The sequence below is a fragment of the Lentimicrobiaceae bacterium genome, from assembly GCA_020636745.1.
GTDB lineage: Bacteria > Bacteroidota > Bacteroidia > Bacteroidales > Lentimicrobiaceae > Lentimicrobium.
In genome coordinates this window covers 506,082-529,460 of record JACJXH010000001.1, presented here as the reverse complement: position 1 = coordinate 529,460, position 23,379 = coordinate 506,082, and the positions used below count along the sequence as shown (strand labels likewise).

Here is a 23,379-nt window from a genome sequence, read left to right as displayed (position 1 = left end):
ATTGGCAGTACTCATTTGAAAAGATAATGTTTTCTGACGGCCTGCCTGATATCCCAAACGCAATTTAACCCATTGTGAAAAATAACAAAATCGCCGGGCTTAATCGGATAATTACCTGCATCTGTTTCTATGATGACCTCTCCTTCAAGAAAATAACACCATTCTTCTTCATCGTAAGTATGTGCAAATCGGGACTCCTCTTTCTCCCAAATGGCCCAGTTCCTGATGCCCATTTCACGGATTTCAGCTTCATTCAGCCTTTTTACTTCAACCATTTCATTTTTTTTGATTCATTGTTTTGGAAAGCGTAAAATTACAAAATATCACTATATTTGATTAGCACATTTATCTGCGCAGAATCAATCGCTTTAAAAAGGATATGGCTGCATTAATTTTCGGACAAAGAGAAATTCACTTCAACCGCTTTATTCAATTCATTGAACTCATACATCCATGATGGAACAGCTACCCGGTTACCTCATTTCACCTGCAATTTTCATGGCAATATACCTGTTCCATAAATACAGGCATCCGAAATCGAACCACATGTTGCTGGTACAAGCCTTTTTCTGGGGTGTGTGGATGATAATTCCAGTTATACTGATAGATCAGGCGGCACACTACCTGATGATTGACGGCGCCCGGAGTATCCGCCGCATGATAGCCTATTCATTTGTGTTTGTTGCTTTTGTTTATCAAATATCCGTTTTTTTGCCTTTGCGTTTTTCGGTTCTGAGAAAAATGCGCCATAAAACGCCATCAACAGGAATATTATATGCCGTCGTTATCACGCTCGGGTTAACCAGTATTTATGCCATATACTACTCACTCCTGGGCAATAAGAGCGGTTTATCAGAGCATTTCTTCTGGAGCATGGGCCCTGTAAGCATGGCCATAGCCGTTATCACAGGCTTTTTTACCGGACTTGGCGACATCAGAAAAAATCAGTTTATCGATTCCATGACTGGCTTGGGAGCTGCAACCGTTTTTTTGGGCATTTACCGGTTTTCATTGCTGAGCAGCGACGTGCTCTTGTTCTGGATGTTTGTAACTGTAACCGTTTTCATTTCTTTCATACTATTCAGAAAAAGCCTGCAAAAAACTGCAGAACAGCACTAGATCAGACGGTAAATCTTACCCGGCAAACTTTTTACAATACCTTCAAATTCAAGTGAAAGCAAAGCTGCAGCTACTTTACTTGTTTGCACGCCACTGCAGTTGCAAATTTTATCAAGGCTGCAATCACCATTTTCTGTAAGAATTCTAACAACATTTTCCTGATCGGCATCAAGTTGCACAAACAAGCGGGTTTGGGCAGGTATTGCTTTGGCATTCAATTTATCCCAGCCCATAATATACCTGATATCATTGGCCGACTGAACAAGCGCAGCCCTGTTGGTTTTAATCAGGTTATTGCAACCTTCAGATGCAGGGTCACCTATGCGGCCCGGAACGGCAAACACATCACGATTGTATGAGTTGGCAATATCAGCAGTGATAAGAGCACCTCCTTTAGCACCTGCTTCAATCACAATTGTTGCATCTGCGAGGCCGGCAATAATGCGGTTGCGTTTGGGGAAGTTTTCCCTGTCAGGATTGGTTTGGCTAGGAAATTCTGTAACCAAACCGCCCTGATTTACCATACGCTCAGCCAGCCCTTTATTTAAGGGAGGATAAATTCTGTCGAGCCCGTGAGCCAGCACCCCAACTGTTGACAGTCCTTCGTCAAGTGCTGATTTATGCGCACAGGTATCAATTCCGTAAGCAAGTCCGCTAATCACCAGCACATCCATCTCTACCAATCCGCTTACCAGCTTCCGGCAGATTTCTTTGCCATATTCCGTTGCCCTGCGGGTTCCTACTATGCTTACAATACGCGGGGAGTTTAAATCTGCATTGCCTGATTTATATATCAATACCGGGCTGTCAGCACAGTGCTTTAGCCTTTCGGGATAACCATCAGAAGTATAAAATACCGGTTCAATTTTAAACTTGTCAACAAATTCCACTTCTTCCGCAGCGCGCTTTAAGACATCACGGTTTTGAATAATCAAATCGGCAGTAAAAGAGCCCATACCCGGAATTCTGAGCAAATTGGCTTTCTTTTCTGTAAAAACTGCTTCAGGGCTACCGGTATAGGAAACCAGCTTCCGTGCATTCACATCTCCAACGCCGGGCAGCAGCGTCAAAGCTATCTGATAGAGTAAAGTTTGTTGATCAATAGCCATATTGCGAATTTATGAACTTTTCGTTAATTCTCTATGAAGTCAGTCTTTATGAATTTTCAGTTTCTATATTTGCAGAAAAAAAAGCATGAAATCCGATAAAGTCCGTGTATTGATTTGTCCGCTTGACTGGGGTCTTGGGCATGCCACCCGATGCATTCCCCTTATCAGAGAACTTATTGAAAACGGGGCTGAAGTGATTGTTGGATCGGACGGATTGCAGCTCACTTTACTGCAAACTGAATTCCCCGGAATTGAATTTGTCCGCTTGCCCGGGTACAATGTGAGTTATGGTAAACGATTGCCGGTTGCAATAAAAGTACTCACTGATGCTCCGCGTCTTTTAAGGATGATTGCAAAAGAGCATAAAGAGATGAATAAAATCATCCGCGAGCTGCAACCTGATATGGTTATATCTGACAATCGTTATGGATTGTGGAACAAAAACGTTTATTCTGTTTTTATCACGCATCAGGTAAACATTATAGCGCCTGCCGCCTTGATGTTGTATGCGCCTGTTCTCAGGCTGGCTACCCGTTACCATATGAAGCATTATGATGAATCCTGGATTCCTGACTTCGCTGGCAAGCTCAACCTGTCAGGAAAACTATCACATGGCAGAAACTTACCTCAAAATACAAGTTACATCGGTTTACTCAGTCGTTTTGACCAACTTAAAGCAACTAAAAGAAGTCAGCGCAGATATGATGTCGTAGCCATTGTATCTGGCCCTGAGCCTCAACGCACTATTTTCGAAAACAAGCTCCTGGCCCGGTTGCCATTGCCTGACAAACATTGCCTGTTGTTAAGGGGAATCCCCGGAGATACGCAAATAAAACCGCTCAGAAAAGGGCTCGATATAGCCGACCACCTCGAAACCGAAGAACTGGGCTCAATTCTCCATCAAAAACCAGTTGTCATATGCCGTGCAGGTTATTCAACACTCATGGATATTGCTTACACAGGAAACAAGGCCGTACTGATTCCTACTCCGGGCCAGACCGAACAGGAATTTCTGGCTAAAAACCTTCACAAAGCGGGAATTTACGCCGCCCGCAAACAAAAAGATTTTGATTTATCAGAAGCTTACAATCAAGCCATTGCATGCTCAGGATTTAATCTCCCCCAAAATCACACCTACTACCAGGGCGTTATATACAAGCTGATGCAGAAATTAAAAAGCGAAAAATCAATTCATCCAAAAAAAGGCTGATGGCTGTTAATTGTTTACTTTTGCGGTTTAATATAAAAACATATGCTACTCAATCAGATAAACTGGGATATTAGCCCATTGATTTTCCACATCGGAGGACTTCAAATCAGATGGTATGGATTATTTTTTGCCCTTTCTTTTTATCTCGGATATTTAATACTTGAAAAACAGGTTTTTAAGAGAGAGAACATCTCCGTAAATGTACTTGACAGACTGGCCACCTATGTGGTGATAGGCACGGTTGTGGGTGCCCGTCTGGGACATGTTTTCTTTTATCAGCCGGCTGAATACCTGGCCGATCCAATCAGCATTCTTAAAATATGGGAAGGCGGACTCGCCAGCCACGGAGCTGCCGTTGGTATTCTGCTCGCCCTGATTCTGTTTGTAAGAAAAACCGGAAAAACTTATCTGTGGACACTCGACCGCGTTGTTATTGTGGTTGCACTTGGCGGCTTTTTTATCAGAATGGGAAACCTCATGAACAGTGAGATTTACGGACATTTCACCTCCCTTCCCTGGGGTTTCGTCTTTTTGCGCGACGGCGAAACTATTCCACGCCACCCTACTCAGATTTATGAAGCACTCTCATACCTTGCCTTGTTCTTTGCCCTTCTCCATTACTATCGCAAAAACTATAAGACCATGAAAGAAGGCACAATTTTCGGCGTATTTCTGATTGTCCTCTTTGGCGTCAGGTTCCTGATTGAATTTCTGAAAGAAAATCAGGTTAAGTTTGAAGAAGGCATGTCGCTAAACATGGGACAATGGCTGAGTATTCCGTTTATTCTTGCCGGAGTAGCTTTAATCTGGTATGTCAGAAATAAACCTGATGCTGTTGCCAAAAAATAGCTGATTTATCACCTATCATATATAAAAGCCTTTCAGATGTTTATCATCCGGAAGGCTTTTGGTTTTTAGTCTTTGCTCCTGTTTTTGGCCCTGTAATCACTTCATTCGTAACAGTAGTTTCCCTTTATGTGTGATGACCACTGCCCTGTGTTTATCAATCCACAGTTACCAAGTATTTGACACCGTTATTTGCGCCACAATTACACCTGATCTAAAATTTCCCTGGCAGATATGACAAATAGCTCACTCCTAAAATCAAAAGCCGCCGGCTGAAATATCAACCGGCGGCTTCAAGTTATAAATCATCGATTATTTAAAGACATCTTTCAAATCCTCAGGAATAATCATTTTTGATTTCAGTTCATCAAGCAATGCTTTCTGTCCGTATTTTTCGGCATATTGCCATATACGCGACATTACAGCGTATGCCTGCATCTGGTCATCCTGATAATAATTGCTGAATTCGGGACTAACAGCACTATAATAGCTAAGGTCAGCCAGATAAATATCAGCAATAGTCTTCACAAAATCATTTCCCTTTTTCATAGCACCAGCTTCGTAATAAATCTCAGCCATTGGCAGCATATAATAATCAAAGGTAATTTTGTTGTTGGGAAATTCATGCAAACAGTGATCTGCAACTGCAATTGCTTCGGTTTTTTTGCCTTTATTAAGCAAAGCCTGAGCCAAACGCATATAACTTTGCTTAGGCATCATTGAGTTGCGCAAACTTTCCGGGTCAACATAAACGCCGGGTTGATTCAGATTACCCCATTTGCATTTATTCATCAGAATATCGTAGGAAGCTTCGGTGTCTACTCCTCCCAAACCAGGCATATAATCCTGAGCAGGCACTGGAATAAACTTGTAAATAATTCCGGTTTGATGACAATACCTGTCGATACCAAGCACCTTACTCACACTTGAAGGACTGGCAAAATAAAGAGGACGCTCCCAGTTATTGCTGGCCAGGAAATCAAGTAACATCAAATCATTTTTAATTAAATAATTTGACTTAATTTCCCATTCCACAGCGGGAACAATACTATCGGCCATATAGGCAGGAACGATTCCATTAGCCACTGCTTTTGCAGAATCAACCGTTAGCCTTACCCTGCGGGCAGGGAAATAATTGATTTTGTCTCCATTCTGTAAAGGAACTTTGCTTCTATCAGTTTCATCTGCAATAAAATTGATAATTTCCTTCAATTCATATTGCTGTCCGCCACCCCTGTCAACAAAAGGAATATATTCATTTACGCCCTTGTTATACTGCGCAGGTGTAAGCGTGAATTTTAAAGGTTCCGAGTCATAAATTTTACGTGACAACTGGTGAACATACCAATCGCCCGATGCCAGCATATAATTAACAACCCGAACATCAGTGCGCAAACCTTCAACCTCCTGTGCATACCAGAGCGGGAAAGTATCATTATCGCCATTGGTAATCAACACCGCATTTTTATCGCAGGAGTTAAGGTAATTGGCAGCAAAATCGCGGGCTGCATATTTGTTGGATCTGTTGTGATCGTCCCAGTTTTCGGAAGCCATAATGGAAGGGACCAAAGCCAGACAAGCTACGGTCACAATACCAGCAGCAACAGGCTGGTTAAGTTTGGTTTTCCGTGTCATGAAATCATAAATGGCAAGCACACCCAGTCCAATCCATATGGCAAATGCGTAGAATGAACCCGCATAGGCATAGTCTCGCTCACGAGGCTGAAATGGAGTCTGATTCAGATACAGTACAATGGCAATACCTGTCATAAAAAAGAGCAATGCCACCACAACTCCATCCTTATAGTTACGGTTAAAATGGAAAAACAATCCGATAACACCCAAAATCAAAGGTAAAAGATAATAGGTATTGCGCGCCGGGCTTTGCATGCTTTCGGGCAAATCGGTTTGTTTGCCAAGACGCATCTCATCCAGAAAACCAATCCCGCTCAGCCAGTTGCCATTGTTGATACCGCCATGACCCTGAATATCATTCTGGCGACCGGCAAAATTCCACATAAAGTAGCGGAAATACATATGACCCAACTGATAACGGAACAGGAAGCGGAGGTTTTCACCGAATGTTGGTTTTACCAGCGTTTCTGACTGGCCTTCGTTATTGACAGCCTGTACCGGAATTCCCTGAATTTTAGCCCAGCTTTTGTAGGCTTTGATATGGTTTTCCTGTGAGCTGTACATACGCGGCATCAGAGTACAAAACGCGGGATCATAGTTTGGAATGGATCGTTCACGTGAGTCAGTAACCACATATTTACCGCTGGCAGCGTCCCTGATATAAATAGGAGAAGCATCTGCGTAAGGATCCTTAGGATTTAATGGTGCATTATAATACTGCCCGTAAAAGATAGGCCATGAACCATACTGTTCACGATTCAGGTAGGAGAGCAAACTGATGGCATCATCCGGATTATTCTCATTAATAGGTGTATTGGCATTGGCCCTGATTACCAGCATCAGAAATGACGAATAGCCTATCAGAATAAAGGTAAAAGCAAGAATAGCCGTATTTGCAATAAGCTTGCCTTTCTTTTGGGTATAAATAATACCAAACACCAGCGCAACAGTAATAAAGAGGAAATAAAAAATAGTTCCTGAATTGAAAGGTAATCCGAAACTGTTCACAAAAACCAGCTCAAATTTTGCAGCCAAATCAACAATCCATGGAATGATAACATACATAATAAATGCCAGCAAAAAGACCGATGCAACAGCTGTTATAATCACCCCTTTGGTAGATGGTTTATACCTTTTATAGTAATATACAAAAGCAATAGCAGGAATTGCCAGCAGATTAAGCAGGTGAACCCCTATTGACAAGCCTACCAGATATGCAATAAACACAATCCAGCGGATGGAATGCTTTTGGTCTGATTGTTCTTCCCATTTAAGAATGGCCCAAAAAACCACGGCAGTAAAAAAAGATGACATGGCATACACCTCGCCTTCAACAGCCGAAAACCAGAATGAATCACTGAAAGTGTAAGCCAGCGCACCTACCAGTCCACTGCCCAGCACTGCAATCGTTTGCCCGAGTGAAAATTCAGAATCGCTTACAATCAGTTTTCTGGCCATATGGGTGATGGTCCAGAAAAGGAACAAAATGGTAAAGGCACTGACCAGCCCTGACATAAAATTGATCATCCAGGCTACATTCTGGGTGTTACCAAAAGCGAACAGCGAAAAGAAGCGGCCCGCCATTTGAAACAAAGGAGCTCCTGGCGGATGCCCTACCTGTAATTTAAACGCAGTAGAAATGTACTCTCCACAATCCCACCAGCTGGCAGTAGGTTCCAGTGTCAGCGTGTAAACAACAAGAGCCACCAGGAAACTAAACCATCCGACAATGTTGTTAAGTTGTTTGAATTTTTTCATTTTGTAATGATCTGATTGATTTCAGGTAAGAAAATACACATAAACCACTGCTCCACTTCCTTTGCAAAAATCTGAAATTGAGATAAAAGCAAAAGATTCAGCCAGTGACATTCCTGTTTAAAAGTTGTGGCGAAGGTAATGAATTTGCGTAATATGATGAAAGACCTTAAATCGTTAATAATTCTAAAATATAAGGCAGGGCACAAAGAAATTAAAGAAATGCAAAGATTTTATGGGGAAAAATTTCGCAATTCAAAAAAAATAGCTATTTTTGCACACCTTTTTTAAGGTAGTCTGTCCGATAGTGTAATGGTAACACGTCTGATTTTGGTTCAGAAGACTCTAGGTTCGAGCCCTAGTCGGACAACTGATAAGGTCTGATCACCCGCCGGTACTGATGCGGCACTTACAAAGGGTTGAAACGATGTAGAGGGGACTGGTTTGTCCCCTCTTTTATTACATTTAACCACATTTATGATAAACGCAGACGAAATCCGTAAAACTGTTGAACAGAAGCTGGAAGGCACTGACAAATTTATTGTGGAGATCAAAGTGAAAGCGGGAAACAATATTACCATTCTGCTTGACAGCGATACCAACCTCAGCATTGATGATTGTATCGCCATTAACCGCCACTTTGAATCGGTTTACGATCGCGAAACAGAAGATTACAGCCTCACTGTTTCTTCATCAGGTATAGATCAGCCTTACAAACTATTGCGGCAATACATCAAAAATATTGGCCGCGAAGTTGAAGTTACACTGGAAGATAAAACCACATTTACCGGTAAACTCATGGCTGCTGATGCTGAAAAAATTACAGTGTACCGGAAAACGAAAATAAAAAAGGTTGAAACCGAAGAAACAAAAGAAATTCCCTTCAACCTGATTAAACAAACCAAAGAGATTATCTCTTTCAAGTAAAAACAAATCATTATCCATTCTAAAGAACAGCTTAAGAAAATGGAACATATCAATTTAGTCGAAACTTTCTCCGAATTCAAAGAGTTCAAAAACATCGACCGCGAAACCATGATGCGCATCATTGAAGATGTGTTCAGGCACATGCTGATAAAAAAGCACGGCTCTGATGAGAACTACAATGTCATTGTCAATATTGACAAAGGAGACCTCGAAATATGGAGGAATCGCGAAATTGTTGAAGACGGAGCTGTTGAAGACGATAACAGACAAATTGCTTACTCCGACGCCATCAAAATCGAACCTGACTTTGAAGTTGGAGAAGAAGTGTCTGAAGAAATCAGAATGAAGGATTTTGGCCGTCGTGAAATTCTCACCATCAGGCAAAACCTGATGTCAAAAATCCAGGAATACGAAAAAGACAATATTTTCAAAAAATACAAAGAAAAAATCGGTGAAATCATCTCCGGGGAAGTTTATCAGGTATGGAAAAAAGAAATTCTTGTACTTGATGACGAATACATTGAACTAACGCTGCCCCGTTCAGAACAAATCCCTTCCGATTTTTACAGAAAAGGCGACACCATCCGTGCCGTTGTTTCTAAAGTGGATATGCGAAACAATACACCCATCATTGTCCTTTCACGCACCTCCCCTGCTTTTCTCGAACGCTTGTTCGAATCAGAAGTGCCTGAAGTTTATGATGGACTTATCACCATTAAAAACATTGTTAGGGTTCCGGGCGAACGCGCCAAAATAGCTGTTGAAAGCTACGACGACCGTATTGACCCTGTGGGAGCCTGTGTGGGAATGAAAGGATCGCGTATTCATGGAATTGTGCGTGAACTCAGAAATGAGAATATTGACGTTATCAATTTCACATCCAATCCAACACTTTATATTACCCGTGCGCTGAGCCCGGCAAAAATTTCGTCCATCACCATCAACGAAGCAAACAAAAGGGCCGATGTATTTATGAAACCCGACCAGGTTTCGCTGGCCATCGGTAAAGGTGGATATAACATCAAACTGGCCAGTAAACTTACCGGCTATGAAATTGATGTTTACCGTGATACAGATTCAGACAACGAAGACGTGGATCTTCAGGAATTTTCCGATGAAATCGATCAGTGGATCATCGATGAGCTGAAAGCCATTGGTTGCGACACCGCCCGTAGCGTCATCGACCTCAGTATTGATGAACTCGTGAACCGCACTGACCTGGAAGAAGAAACCATTAAAGAGGTTATCAGAATCCTCAGGGCCGAATTTGAATAGCATTAGAAGGGTAATTTTCATTGTTGAACAGGATTTTTCCGGAACACGCAGGGTTTGAATAACATAATTAGCGTATTTTTACAGAAAATCCGTGGTAATAAGCGGGTTAAAACAACCGAATATAATAACAATATGTCAGAAGAAGTAAGCAAAAGCACAAGACTGGGGAAAGCGGCGCAGGAATTTAACGTCGGGGTACCTACTATTGTCGAATTCCTGCACAAAAAAGGAATTAAAATCGACAATAACCCCAACACAAAACTCCCTTCCGAAGTTTACGCTTTGCTGGTAAAAGAGTATCAGTCGGAGAAGAATGTGAAAGATCTCTCCAAAAAGATTGAACTGGAATATACCCAACACAAAACCATTTCAATCGCTGACAAAAGACCTTCCAATGAAGAAGAGTTTGAGCCTGAACTTACCCGCGACGACTTGTTTATCCGCAATATGCCGCCTGAGCCTGAAAAAGTCAGCAAATCAAAACCTGTTGAAGAGGTTAAACCTGCGGCTCCGGTAACAGAACCTGTGGCTGAGCCCAAAGCTGAGCCTGTGGCCATCCCTGATGAACCAGCGGTTGCTGAGCCGGTTAAGCCTGAACAACAAAAGCCTGAGCCAACACCAGCTCCAGCTCCTGAGCCTGAGCCAATCCCCGTTCCAGAACCAGAACCTGCACCTGCAGCTCCGGTTGCCGAAACACCGGTTGCCGATATTAAACCGGAAGTGGTTGAACCAAAATCAGAAGTAACAGCTGAACCGGTAAAAGCAGAAACACCTGTTCAGCCTGAACCAACAGAAATTGTTGCAGCCAGCACTCCTGCCGATGATAAAATCACCCCTGCTGAAGAAGAAAAAACAACAGAACCGGAAGAAGAAGTTACCCAGATTGGTCAGTTAAAAGTACTGGGCAAAATGGATTTGGACTCGTTGAAAAGACCTTCACGCAAAGACAAAAAGAAAAAGGGTAAAACTGAAGAACCCGCAGCAGAGCCTGTTGCTACCACACCGGCAGAACCCGAAGCAGTTGTTGAAGAAGTAAAAGAAACAAAAACAGAGATTAAAACACCTCAGGCTGAAACACCTGCAACTCCGGTTGCAGAAACTCCGGCCGAGCCTGAAAAACCCAAAGAAACACCTGCAGAACCTGTAGTTGAAAGGGAATCAAATTTCCTGAAAACCGAAGTCAGAAAACTTGAAGGTGTGACGATTCTGGGAACCATGAAACTACCGGAGGTACGTAAACCGGAACCCAAAAAACCTGTTGCTTCTTCTTCCGACGATTCAATGAAATCGAAGAAGAAAAAACGCAAACGTATTAAAAAACCAGGAGAAGAAACTACACCTCAGGCTGGACAAACACCACGCCAGGGCGGACAACCGGGACAACCCCAGGGCAATGCTGGTCAGCCGAAAGGCAAACCGGGCATGCGCGATAAAAAAGGAAGTCCCCGTCGCGAGGCACCTAAAGTTGAGCTTTCTCCGGAAGATATCCAGAAGCAGATCAAAGAAACGCTCCAACGCCTGAGTGGAACCGGAAAATCAAAAGCGTCGAAACACCGCCGCGAAAAACGGTCGATGGCCAGCCAGCAAATGGCTGAAGAAGCTCAGAAGAGAGTTGAAGAGCAGAAAACCATTATGGTTGCTGAATTTGTGACTGCCAACGAACTGGCTAACCTGATGAATGTTCAGGTAAATCAGATTATATCAACCTGCCTTTCACTCGGCCTCTTCGTTTCCATTAACCAACGCCTCGATGCTGAAACCATTGTGGTTGTTGCCGATGAATTTGGCTTCACAGTTAAATTTGTGGGAGTTGAGGCTACCGAAGGCTATGAAGATAATGAAGAAGTTGATGCACCTGAAGATTTGGCACCCAGAGCCCCGATTGTTACGGTTATGGGACATGTTGACCATGGAAAAACATCGCTGCTCGACCATATCAGACATACAAATGTAATTGCAGGTGAAGCAGGAGGTATTACCCAGCATATTGGTGCCTATGAAGTAAAACTTGAAAATGGTAAAAAAATAACCTTCCTCGATACTCCCGGTCACGAAGCATTTACGGCTATGCGTGCCCGAGGTGCGAAAATAACGGATATTGTTATCATTGTGATTGCGGCCGACGACACCGTCATGCCTCAAACGGTTGAAGCCATCAATCACGCCCAGGCTGCAGGTGTGCCCATTGTTTTTGCCATCAATAAAATTGATAAACCCAATGCCAATCCAGATAAAATCAGGGAAGAGCTTTCAAAACGCAATATTCTGGTTGAAGACTGGGGCGGAAAATATCAGAGTCAGGAAATTTCAGCCAAAAAGGGTGTAAACCTTGACCTGCTCCTTGAGAAAGTGCTGTTAGAAGCCGAAATGCTTGAACTGAAAGCCAATCCAAATAAATTGGCCAGCGGTACAATCCTTGAATCATCCCTTGACAAAGGCAGAGGTTATGTTGCCAAAATTCTGGTGCAAACCGGTACCTTAAAACAAGGCGATATGGTGCTCGCAGGTACTACTATTGGTAAGGTGAAAGCGATGTACAACGAGCGCAACCAGCCCATTAAAGAGGCTGGCCCAAGTACACCACTCCTGCTGCTGGGACTGAATGCAGCACCTCAGGCTGGCGACACCTTTAAAGTTATGCACGATGAACGTGAAGCCAAGAGTATTGTGGCCAAACGTCAGCAACTGCAACGCGAACAGGGTATTCGTACTCAAAAACATATTACCCTCGATGAAATCGGCCGCCGTATTGCCATTGGCGACTTTAAAGAACTCAATATTATTGTAAAAGGTGATGTTGACGGTTCTGTTGAGGCCCTCTCCGATTCATTACTCAAACTCTCAACACAGGAAGTACAGGTTAACATTATTCATAAATCTGTAGGAGCCGTTACCGAAAGCGATGTATTGCTTGCTTCTGCATCCAATGCCATCATCATCGGATTCCAGGTTCGTCCTTCACAGGGCGCCCGCAAACTGGCTGAACAGGAACAGATTGATATCCGTACTTACTCTATTATCTACACGGCCATTAACGAAATAAAAGCTGCTATCGAAGGTATGCTTTCACCGGATATTGAAGAGAAAATTGTCTGCAATATTGAAGTACGTGAAGTATTCAAAATTACCAAGATTGGTACAGTGGCCGGTTGTATGGTACTTGACGGTAAAATCCACCGCAATACCAAAATCAGAATTATCCGCGATGGTATTGTTGTTTATACCGGACATCTGGGCTCTCTCAAACGCTTTAAAGACGATGTGAAGGAAGTTTCTGCAGGCTATGAATGCGGATTGAACATCGACAACTTCAATGATATTAAAGAAAAAGATATTATTGAAGGATACGAAGAAGTTGAAATTAAACGCAAGCTGTAATTATCAGCCATTTGATGATAAAGAAAAAGACTACCTGTCAGGTAGTCTTTTTCTTTTTATTGATTGTTAGGTTTATTTCTTCATTGCTTTTGAAGCAACCTCACAGGCAGTATATCTGTTTTCAACCTCTTTCCAGTTGACCAGTTTCCAGAAAGCAGATATATAATCTGCCCTTTTGTTCTGATAGTTCAGGTAATAGGCATGTTCCCAAACATCAAGTGCAAGAATAGGCGTACCCTGCCGTTCAACCGTGTTCATTAACGGATTATCCTGATTGGGGGTAGAGCTGATAAAAAGCTCACCATTTGACGGGTCAACAGAAAGCCAGGCCCAACCCGAGCCAAAGCGGGTTTTACCAGCATCTTCAAACTGCTTAACAAATCCGGCAAAACTTCCAAAGGTTTTGCTAATGGCTGAAGCCAATGCTCCTGAAGGCTCTCCTCCTCCATCAGGAGAGAGATTTTCCCAATACAGCACATGATTAAAATAACCACCACCATTATTTCTGATGGCCTCGGAAAATGAAGAAATATTCGCAAAAATGGCCGAAACAGGCATATTCGCTGCCTTCGTTTCTTTAATGGCCTTCATGAAATTGTTGTAATATGCCCGATGATGCCTGTCATAATGAATCTCGACCGTTAGCTGATCAATGACCGGTTCCAGGGCATTAAATGCATATGGCAGGGCGTCAAAAGTCAGCTCACTGGCTGGTGCTACCCACTTTTTTGACAAGACTTCGGGTTTCGATACTATGGTCTTCACCGGAATGGGCATTTTTTTGGCAGGCTCCGATTCGGTTACGTTCGATTGCTTGGAAGCATCTGCCTTCTTCTTCACAGGTTTTAAAGTTGGTTGAACCTGTGCAAAGGTAATGGTTGAAGCCATGAACAAGCCAGACATCAACAACATAAGTTTTGATTTCATTTGATTTTTGATTTTCGTTTTAAAATAAATAAGCCGACCTGTATTAAACAAGCCGGCCGAAAAAAGGTTTGTATGAGCAACACTCCAACAAGGATTAGCGCATTGCTTTTTCGTAATTTTCGCTGACTTTTTCCCAGTTTACCAGATTCCAGAATGCCTGGATGTAGTCAGGACGCCTGTTCTGATACTTCAGATAATAGGCATGCTCCCACACATCAAGTCCTAGAATCGGTTTTCCCTGACAATCATGCACATCCATAAGAGGATTATCCTGATTGGGAGAAGAACATACACACAGGCTCTTATCAGGTTTAACACTCAGCCAGGCCCATCCACTGCCAAAACGGTTGGCTGCGGCATCGTTAAACTTAGCTTTAAACTCTTCAAACGAACCAAATTTCTGTTGAATAGCCTCGGCCAGTTTGCCTGTGGGCACACCTCCTCCTTTAGGAGAAAGAATTTCCCAGAAAAGCTGGTGATTGTAATATCCGCCACCGTTATTGCGCACAGCAGCAGGAGCCTGGCTTATTTTACTAAATATTTCTTCTATGGTTTGTGATTCAAGATCGGTACCCTGAATTGCTGCAACAAATTTATCAAAGTATGCTCTGTGATGTTTGGTGTAATGGATTTCCATCGTCATTCTGTCAATATGTGGTTCCAATGCATCGTAAGCATAAGGTAATGAAGGGAATTCGAAATTCATGCTATATCCTCCGGTTTTAAAAGTGTTTGTTATTTAGATTTGATATAAATAACACGCAACAACCGGATTTGTTTATCCTGCTGATAAAAACTGCAGTTGGAATGTTAAAATAAAACCGGAACACTGAACGGCTATCACCAAGACATTAAAACAGCCGGAGTTCAAAAAAAATCAGCGCACAAAAACCCACTGCAACAATTAAAACTCGATGGAAACCCTCAGATTTAACTGCCTTGGCGTAAGATAGTTAGGTACGCCATATTGCCGGTTATTCACATCTTTAACCCATGTGTAGGAAATGGTATTGTTCACCTGCAGCAAATTCAGCACTTCGAGGCTTATCCAGATATTGTCAATATGGCGGAGCAGACCATTTCTCTCACCGGTTCCATATCTGTCACCCATAATTTGTTTTGAGAAACCTATATCCACCCGCCTGAACGATGGCATTCGGTTTGCATTACGCGATCGGACAGCACCTGGCGGACTATATGGTAAACCAGTGCCAAACAGCAGGTTCAGATGCATTTTATAGGTGGGGTTTTTAGGCAGATAATCCTGGAAAAAGAGTCCGAATGTAAGCCGTTGGTCAGTAGGCCGGGCCATAAAGCCAGGCTCAGAAACGATTGAATCAACCACCACATTATTGGTAGTATAACCCGGAATAATCCGTTCACCTTCGTCGTTATAATAATCGGTGTAAGTATCTCCGTCAATATCTTCGCGTGTACGCATAAAGGAGAGGCTGGCCCAGGATTCAACACCTTTTACAAACTCACCGTTAACTTTCATGTCAACACCGGTTGCATAGCCTTTGGCATTGTTGGTGGCATAATACCTGATGCGCACATTATCCACATCATAAGGCACCAGATGGTCGAGGAATTTGTAATATGCTTCAGCCACAAATTTAAAAGGACGTCCCCATGCTTTAAAATTCAAATCAGAACCTGCCACAAAATGAACAGACGATTGCGCTTTCAGGTCACGGTTAATTTCACCCTTTTTATTTCGCAACTCCCGGTAAAATGGCGGCTGGTAATACAATCCGGCCGAAAAACGAAATAGAATATCGGTTTCCCACACAGGTTTATAGGAAAGGCTTCCCCGCGGGCTGAAAAGAAACTCATGATTCAAGTCCCAGTAATTCCAGCGGGCACCCAGTGTAAATCCCCATTTGCCGGCATCACTTTCAGGATCCCATGATTGCTGCAGAAACCCGGAGAACCTGTTTGAGTTCAACTCAATGTTCGTTTTAACAAAGTCCTGCAACGTAAGATTATTCTGATTACCAGCCATCCCCAGCGCATCTGGTTTTCTGGGCAGGGTAAAACCAGCCGAATCATTTAAACTCCACTCATTCAAATGATCATTTATCAGCTCATGCTGAAACTTAATGCCCCATAGAGTGGTAGCATTATCGCCTGTTCGGGTACCTCTGTGTTCGAAACTGCTAACCGTTGCATCCAGGTAATTACGGGCATGATTCAGATAAGAACCAACACCTTTGGTCTCCAAAGCCTCACCAAAAGCATCGCTTCCCTGGTCTGTTTCAAGCTGTCCAATCCAGTACTGCCCCAAAATATCATAGGTTTCGCTCTCCACCGACTGAAAAGAAGAGACAATAAGTTTCAGCGAAAGGTTTTGCGTTGGTTTAAAATTGGTTGTAAACGCGCCCATATAATTAATAAACCTGTCCTCTTCATTCCCGTCAAAGTAAACCTTCAGCTGTAGTGCTTCATTAACGGTACCAAAGCTTGTTTCCCGGGTTGAAGGGACGATACGGTATAGGTTTCTGGCATAATTTCCCAGAAAACTGAACTCCAGCTTCGGATTGGCTTCAAACAGCACCATTGCCTGCAAATCAGTAAACGAAGGTTTATAATCACCTTTGGTCTCCAGACTTTTAAGTACGTATTGATTGGATTTTTGCCTGAAACCAAAAAGATACATAAATCGCTGATCTTTGGAAGCCCCTTCGAGGTGCATACTGGCCCCCAGCAGGCTGGCACTAACCGAGCCGGCTGATTTTGTGGGCCTTTTATACCTGATATCCAGCACCGATGACAGTTTATCGCCATATCTGGCTTCAAAGCCCCCGGCAGAAAAGAGAATAGATGCCACCAGGTCAGAATTTAAGAAACTCAGGCCTTCCTGCTGTCCCGATCTTACCAGAAAAGGCTTATAAATTTCAACATCATTGACATAAACCAAATTCTCATCATAATTACCTCCTCTGACCGAATACTGTGAACTCAGCTCATTGTTGGAGGCCACGCCCGGCAAAGTCTTGAGCAAAGCTTCAATTCCTCCTGAGGTGCTGGGAATCATCGTTGCCAAACGAGGATCAATTTTATTGAGGTTACTTGAACGAATTTGGCGGTCTTCCACAACAAAACCAGGCAACATGGTAGTAGACTCGGCAAGTTTACGGTTGATTTCTCTTTTTTCGCCTGTTGCTATTTTAATTTTTATGTTCTCGGTTACAAAGCCCACAAAAGAGATAACCAGGTTAAGATCGCGGCCTGCCGGCACTTTTAAATGATAGGTTCCGTCAGGCTTGGTAGTGGTGCCCCCCGGCAATCCTGAAACAGCAATATTTACAAGCCCAAGTGGTTGATTTTTAATGTCTGTCACTTTCCCAAACACCTCACCAAACTCCTGCGCCCCGGCAAACGACACATTGAACACAGCAAACAGAAATACAATCAGGTAGCGATGAATAGTAGTATTGTTCTTATACATAAAAGCTGTTGACTTTGTCAGTTTTTCTTTTTGAAATCGCCTCTTTTCCAGGCTTTAATAAATTCGGCCCAAGCAAATGGATTGAAGATGTTCATAGGCTGAATCTGGCCTTTGTAATAGAGTTTACCCACCTCCTGCTGCATATAATTGCGGTAATTCATGCTGCCATCCATAGGCATCGCTCTGGCTCTTTCGCGCATCTCCAGTTTATCCAGGTTTTTTTGAGCAATGGTCAGGTCGTCATCCGGAATTTCATTCCATACAAAAGCATGTTTAAACTGCTCTTTGGTCGGCCATGGGTAAATAACGGTTTCTTTCAGTAATATTGTATCGTTGGTAAGCATTTGTATCAAAGAATACCTGTTTGCGCGCAGTGTATCAGGAATTTTGAACTGGCCCTGCTTAAAACCTATAGCCGAAAACTGAATAACATCGCCTTTGCGGGCTACGAGCGAAAAAAAACCATAATAATCGCTGGTTGTGCCTCTGTTCAGGTTTTTAATTCTGATGTTTACATAAGGAACCGGATAAAGGCTGTCTCCGGTGACAACCATCCCCGAAAACTGCACCAGATCCAAATCAGCCTCCTGTGCAGGCAATGTGGCTGCAAACATCAGAATGGCATATATGAGAAGGCTGATTTTTTTCATGCTGATGTGCAAATATACGGGTAAATAGCATGCAATTTTAAAGGAAGCCCAACTGAACCGGCAAATACGAAAAAAGCTGTTGCGCAAGCGCAACAGCTTTGACTCTTTAAAGCCCAACTTAAAAGAAACGACGTTTGAAGACTATATAAAGCCTTTTGCCTGAGCGTCCTTCAGAGCTGCTGTAATCCCTTTTTTGCTGATATGGCGAAGTCCGTCGCAGGAAACTTTCAATGTAATCCAACGATCTTCTTCAGGGATGTAAAATCTTTTCACCTGCAGATTAGGATAAAACCTGCGTTTGGTTTTTATGTTTGAGTGGGAAACTTTATTTCCTACTATCATTCCTTTTCCTGTGATTTGGCAAATTCTTGACATGACTATACGCTTATAGTAAGTTTTATTTTTCGGTCTGCAAAGGACGTAATTTTTTTTGAATTAACAAACAGTTTTCAAAAAATATTTAAACTGCAATTGGTCAAACAATCAAACAGCTTTCATTCATTACTTTACAGTCTTGCAGAGCAACCACTTCCGGGCTTAAACAACCCTTGACAGCACTTCTCCACACTTCACCGCATTTTTGTGCTTCTCTCACTTTGCGTTCACCATAAAATCAGACGTCCATATCCCAGGTAATGGCTGCAATTCGCTTTTTACCATCCATTTTAATATTTAAGGGCTTTTTGAACCTCACATGCCTGAAATGCGTGGTTCGCTGTATAAGTTCCTGTCGGTCAAGCACCTCCCATCTGATAAATGAGCCTGACATTTCCTGCTGCACAGAAAAATAGCCCACATTCATCGAAGTTACATTGTGAAAAAAGTGCGACCCTGATGAAGCGTCAAGCGGATAACCTTCCAGACTGGTTTCCACAATTACCTTTGCCGAAGATATCTGCGGCCAGTTTACCGGTACACCAATCCATCTGTCGCGTGTGCCCCAGCGGCCCGGACCAATGAGCACATACTTCCGGTCATGTTTTCGCATATCATTGTTCAGCCCTTCAATTTCAGCCACCATTTCCATGGTTTTTGACTTATCAAAAACAGCAGTATCAATGTAAATTACGTCAGTTACATCATCAATAAGGCCATTTCCCATTCCTTTTTCCGATAATAAAAGAATACGTTCCGGTTCAATTTTCCCTATATCGAAACTATAATCCTGCATACTTCCTATCAGAGGTTTGATTTGAAGCAGGTAAAAAGAGGCCCTGAACTGATCGTCGCGGTTCAAATCGACGGCAAATTCGATTTCAACCGGAGCGCCCATTGCTTCCTTTACCACATCAAGCACCACCTCAATGGTTTGTGCCAATGGAATATAGTTATATTTCAGAATATTTGAAAAGTTCACAATACGGGGACCGGCATGCGTGATTCCGGGCACAATCCGGCTGTTTTCCATATCAAATACCGATGCAAGATGGCGCAGATTTCCATGGCGCTCCGCATCATCCAAATCAAGTTTAATAAGGCCGGCTGTTTCGCCTTCAAGCAAATTGACATCTTTTTTATTGAGATCAACAGCATAAAAATCAACCTGCGAATTTTTCAGCTGATCTTTGGGTGAGTTAATTTCGGTGGTGGGATATTTGGGTGAAAACCGGTAGGCTTTTTCGCCTTCCACCACTTGTTTTCCCAACCCAAGGGCAGCCACAGCAAATCCTTCTTCGGGTTTCATGTGAGCGAAAGGATAATAATTGTATGATTGTGCCACCCCGCTGATGTGCGGATAAAAGCTATCTTCAAACTGATTGCCAACCACTTCCTGAATAATAACTGCCATCTTTTCTTCCTCAATTTTGTAATGTATGGCTTCGATATAGCCACGGGCCACCTTCGAATAAACTGAGGCATAAACAAGTTTGATGGCATTCATGGCCTGTTGCAGCCGGGTATTGAAATCAGGGTGATTGTTGGGCAAAAGGTAGGTTTCAAAAATTCCGGCAAAAGGCTGCATCAGTGAATCTTCGAACAAACCCGACGATCTTACGGCAATTGGTTTGGTAATGTGCCTGAGCAGGATTCGCAGCCGCTTCATCAGAGTTTCGGTAAGTGATGCCTCCAGAAATAACTTTTGAATTTCTTCATATTCCAGCCCGTTCACCACCCGGTCGTGCAGCTTGTTTCGTTCAATAAAATACTCAAATTCATCGGTACCAATGATAGAGGTTTTGGGTGTGCGGATGCGGATATTGGGAAGCAACTGATCGAAATCGTGGTTATTGATTAAGGTATTGATAAATGCCAGTCCGCGTCCCTTGCCTCCCAGCGACCCGGAGCTGAGGCTTACCACATTGCTTTCGTCGAGCAAGGCCGATTCTTCAAAAGGAATAACCTTGCCCTTGTTTTGCTCATTCCTGAATTGCTGAATCACTTCTATCAGGTATTTTCTGAGCTTTGACGGACTTTCAAAATCGGTAACCTTGGCCGGGTTAATAATTTTAGCCACCTGAATTTCGCCCCGTGCCATCAGCCACAACGAAAAATGATCTTTGCGGGCATGATAAATCAACGATTCGTCAGGAATGGTTTTCAACAGCGACTCAAACTCTTTAAGCGAACGGGCCACAGCTATTTGTCGCCCTTCATTGTCGCGGTATATAAAATTGCCAAATCCCAGATAATGGGTAATAAAACTCTTAAAGTCCTGCACCAGGGTTTCTGAGTTTTTATCAATAAAAGTCGTCTTCAACTGGTAAGCCATGCGTGCATTCTCATGCTCCTGCGACTGGATGATAGTTGGAAGTTCCTTGATTAATTGCCTGGCATAACGCACCAAATCGAAGCCAGCCTGATTATCGAGCTTTCCGTTGCGGGCAAATTTAACATCTGAAATCAGGCAAAGCATATAATCCTTAAACTTGTCGAGAATGGCCTGCGCTTCTTCAAAGTCAGAAGCCAGTAATATTTTGGGTCGCGCTCTCATCCGCAGCACCTTATACAGTTCGTCGGTACTCACATCTTCAATTATGCGGCGGGTTTGTTCCAATACTATACTGTAAAGCAAAGGCAGGTAACGTGAATAATACTGAGGCGAGTCTTCAACCAGCAATATCACCCTTACCAGCCCGACTTTGGTATCATTTTCAACATTGATTTTATCCTCAATCAACTTTATCATGGCAAAAAACACCTTCGATTCACCATTCCAGACAAATATCCGGTCGATAAAACGCATAAGTGGCTGCTCATTAAAAAAATTGATATCGCGGTTGTTGTTCAGCAGCAAAAAAATGGGGATATACGGAAATTCAGCCTTTATTTTGCTTCCAAGCTGAAGCGATAATGTTTTTTCGACCCCAATCATAAAAATAATCAAATCGAAATGCTTGGATTCGAGCTGCTCAAAAGCTTCTTCTTCAGACGAAACCCCGGTGATGCGGGGCATGGAAGTTAAATTAAGCTGATGATATTCGCCCAGTACATGTTCCGAAAAGCGCCCTTCCTTTTCAATACTATAAGCATCGTAAAGATTGGCTACGAGCAAAATTTCCTTTACTTTGAAAGGCATCAAATCATGATAGATGTCGCGATCATAATTATTTTTGTTCAGGAATTTCTGAAGCAACTGCCTGCTTGAGGCCGGTGATGTTTCCTTTTCAGCCGGCTCAGAAAAATGGCCCGGCCGGGTTTTACGCAGGAGCAATCTGGCTTCCTGACTATTCAGAAAGCCTGTTATCATATTGGCCAGATTGCTGATCAAATGCCGCTCCTCAATCAAAAAAGGGCCTTCATCAGCGGTCATAAAATCCTTGGTATAATAGATCTCAATGGCGCCTTTCTTTTCATTGATGGTATCAAAGTGCTGACGCTGCAACCATTTGGTTTCCTGAAACCCTGCCGATTTGTATTCCTTTCCATCAAATTTAATTCGGGCCACCGTAAAAGCCGGATATTGCCAGGCATCCGGAAAAATCATAGCCAGTTGCTGCAGGGTTTCATCCACAGGCTTGCCCTCGCGAAGAATTTGCGTAGTCTGATTGATGGCTGCAAGTTCTTTTAAACGCTCACCGCGCTCATGCATCAGTTTTCTGATATCGGGGGTATTTTCAGGAATTTCGGCCATAAAATAAAAATTATAAGCCACTAAATTAAACAATAGATTCCTCACGTGGAAGAAGAATCTTTCCTAAGTTAAAATCAACTGCCTTTTGATTTTATTCCGAATTATTCTACTTTCGTAAGCGAAAATTTAAACAAAGTGAGCAAGATTGAAGTCATACTGGTTGACGACCACCATATTGTGTGTGAAGGAATCAGGTCACTGCTGGCCGATTCTACAAGCATTACGGTTATGGGTTGTGTAAGAAACTTATCAGAATTGCTCATCAAACTTCGCATTCTGCCCATACATGTTATATTGCTGAATACCTACGAGCCCGGCGACCACGACATTGACATGATACGGATCATTCAACGCGAACATCCGCAAATAAAAATCCTTATTATGGCCATGACCATTCAGGAAAGTTTTATTTTGCGCACCTTAAAAGCCGGAGCCAAAGGGTTTCTCAGCAAAGATGCCGACCGCAACGAGCTGGTTGAAGCCATCATGACTGTGCGCAATGGCTATGATTATTACAGCAAATCCATCTCCAACATTATCTTAAAGCGTTACCTCGATCAGCCCGGCTCTTCATCAGCAATCAGAAACCATCCTACCAGCTGCCTGAGCGATCGCGAACTGGAAGTGCTGAAACTTTTTGCAGAAAGCTACACCAATCAGGAAATTGCAGATAAGCTATTTGTGAGCATCCGCACAGTTGAGTCGCATAAAAACAACATCATGCGAAAAATCAACCTGAAGACCACCGTTGATATGGTTAAGTTTGCCATCCGCAACAATCTGATTGAAGTCTGAGCTCCTCCACAACTGTTATCATCCCCATCTTATTGAATGGCATTGCGCTTTCAGGCAAAAAAAGCAGCCCTTTGTAGTTGACGAAGGGTTGGAGTGTTTGCGAAAATCACACACCATCTTTGCGTAATTTACTGAAATTAACCTTTATGTGGCAGAAAAACGGTCAAATGCTTGCCTTGTATCGGATTAGATTTTCTAATATTGACACATCATTAAACCAAAAACCAATC

At 42.8% G+C, this 23,379-nt stretch carries 16 protein-coding genes and 1 tRNA gene; 8 read left to right on the top strand and 9 right to left on the bottom strand.

The window, feature by feature from the left end; all coding sequences use genetic code 11:
* Positions 1–11 precede the first annotated feature (11 nt).
* Complete coding sequence (locus H6541_02090) at positions 12–275, bottom strand: cupin domain-containing protein (GenBank protein MCB9014555.1); 264 nt, start codon at positions 273–275, stop codon at positions 12–14.
* Between the two features lie 178 nt (positions 276–453).
* Between H6541_02090 and H6541_02085 the strand changes: the two genes are divergently transcribed.
* Positions 454–1,119 (top strand): hypothetical protein, encoded by a 666-nt coding sequence (locus H6541_02085; GenBank protein MCB9014554.1) that lies wholly within the window; start codon positions 454–456, stop codon positions 1,117–1,119.
* Here H6541_02085 and dprA read toward each other — a convergent pair.
* Positions 1,116–2,228: a DNA-protecting protein DprA gene (gene dprA, locus H6541_02080; GenBank protein MCB9014553.1), complete on the bottom strand. Its 1,113-nt coding sequence runs from the start codon at positions 2,226–2,228 to the stop codon at positions 1,116–1,118. The genes H6541_02085 and dprA overlap by 4 nt on opposite strands.
* 85 nt (positions 2,229–2,313) lie before the next feature.
* On the opposite strand from dprA, the gene H6541_02075 reads away from it, so the two are divergent.
* Positions 2,314–3,438: a glycosyltransferase gene (locus H6541_02075; protein MCB9014552.1), complete on the top strand. Its 1,125-nt coding sequence runs from the start codon at positions 2,314–2,316 to the stop codon at positions 3,436–3,438.
* Between the two features lie 42 nt (positions 3,439–3,480).
* Complete coding sequence (gene lgt, locus H6541_02070) at positions 3,481–4,287, top strand: prolipoprotein diacylglyceryl transferase (protein ID MCB9014551.1); 807 nt, start codon at positions 3,481–3,483, stop codon at positions 4,285–4,287.
* Positions 4,288–4,596: 309 nt separating this feature from the next.
* On the opposite strand, the gene H6541_02065 is transcribed toward lgt, so the two are convergent.
* The gene (locus H6541_02065) at positions 4,597–7,677 is read right to left on the bottom strand and encodes a DUF2723 domain-containing protein (protein MCB9014550.1); all 3,081 of its coding nucleotides are present in this window, start codon (positions 7,675–7,677) and stop codon (positions 4,597–4,599) included.
* 295 nt (positions 7,678–7,972) lie between these two features.
* Between H6541_02065 and H6541_02060 the strand changes: the two genes are divergently transcribed.
* From H6541_02060 to infB, 4 genes are all read left to right on the top strand, one after another.
* A tRNA-Gln gene (locus H6541_02060) sits at positions 7,973–8,044 on the top strand.
* A gap of 107 nt (positions 8,045–8,151) precedes the next feature.
* On the top strand, positions 8,152–8,601 hold the full coding sequence (rimP, locus tag H6541_02055) for a ribosome assembly cofactor RimP (protein MCB9014549.1): 450 nt from the start codon (positions 8,152–8,154) through the stop codon (positions 8,599–8,601).
* A 39-nt stretch (positions 8,602–8,640) separates the two neighbouring features.
* Positions 8,641–9,876, top strand: coding sequence for a transcription termination/antitermination protein NusA (gene nusA / locus H6541_02050; GenBank protein MCB9014548.1), 1,236 nt, complete (start codon positions 8,641–8,643; stop codon positions 9,874–9,876).
* Between the two features lie 132 nt (positions 9,877–10,008).
* Positions 10,009–13,254: a translation initiation factor IF-2 gene (gene infB, locus H6541_02045; protein ID MCB9014547.1), complete on the top strand. Its 3,246-nt coding sequence runs from the start codon at positions 10,009–10,011 to the stop codon at positions 13,252–13,254.
* A 72-nt stretch (positions 13,255–13,326) separates the two neighbouring features.
* Here infB and H6541_02040 read toward each other — a convergent pair whose 3' ends face one another.
* The 6 genes from H6541_02040 to H6541_02015 form a co-directional block, all read right to left on the bottom strand.
* Positions 13,327–14,031 carry a superoxide dismutase gene (locus H6541_02040; protein ID MCB9014546.1) on the bottom strand — a complete coding sequence of 235 codons (705 nt, stop codon included), beginning with the start codon at positions 14,029–14,031 and terminating at the stop codon, positions 13,327–13,329.
* Between the two features lie 244 nt (positions 14,032–14,275).
* Complete coding sequence (locus H6541_02035; GenBank protein ID MCB9014545.1) at positions 14,276–14,887, bottom strand: superoxide dismutase; 612 nt, start codon at positions 14,885–14,887, stop codon at positions 14,276–14,278.
* Positions 14,888–15,085: 198 nt separating this feature from the next.
* On the bottom strand, positions 15,086–17,632 hold the full coding sequence (locus H6541_02030) for a carboxypeptidase-like regulatory domain-containing protein (GenBank protein MCB9014544.1): 2,547 nt from the start codon (positions 17,630–17,632) through the stop codon (positions 15,086–15,088).
* A 17-nt stretch (positions 17,633–17,649) separates the two neighbouring features.
* The gene (locus tag H6541_02025) at positions 17,650–18,282 is read right to left on the bottom strand and encodes a carboxypeptidase-like regulatory domain-containing protein (GenBank protein MCB9014543.1); all 633 of its coding nucleotides are present in this window, start codon (positions 18,280–18,282) and stop codon (positions 17,650–17,652) included.
* A 141-nt stretch (positions 18,283–18,423) separates the two neighbouring features.
* Entirely contained in the window at positions 18,424–18,657 is a 234-nt protein-coding gene (locus H6541_02020; GenBank protein MCB9014542.1) for a 50S ribosomal protein L28, read from the bottom strand.
* 238 nt (positions 18,658–18,895) lie between these two features.
* Positions 18,896–21,970, bottom strand: a complete 3,075-nt coding sequence (locus H6541_02015; protein ID MCB9014541.1) for a pyruvate, phosphate dikinase — start codon at positions 21,968–21,970, stop codon at positions 18,896–18,898.
* Between the two features lie 519 nt (positions 21,971–22,489).
* Between H6541_02015 and H6541_02010 the strand changes: the two genes are divergently transcribed.
* Positions 22,490–23,149 (top strand): response regulator transcription factor, encoded by a 660-nt coding sequence (locus H6541_02010; protein MCB9014540.1) that lies wholly within the window; start codon positions 22,490–22,492, stop codon positions 23,147–23,149.
* The last annotated feature ends 230 nt before the right edge of the window (positions 23,150–23,379 follow it).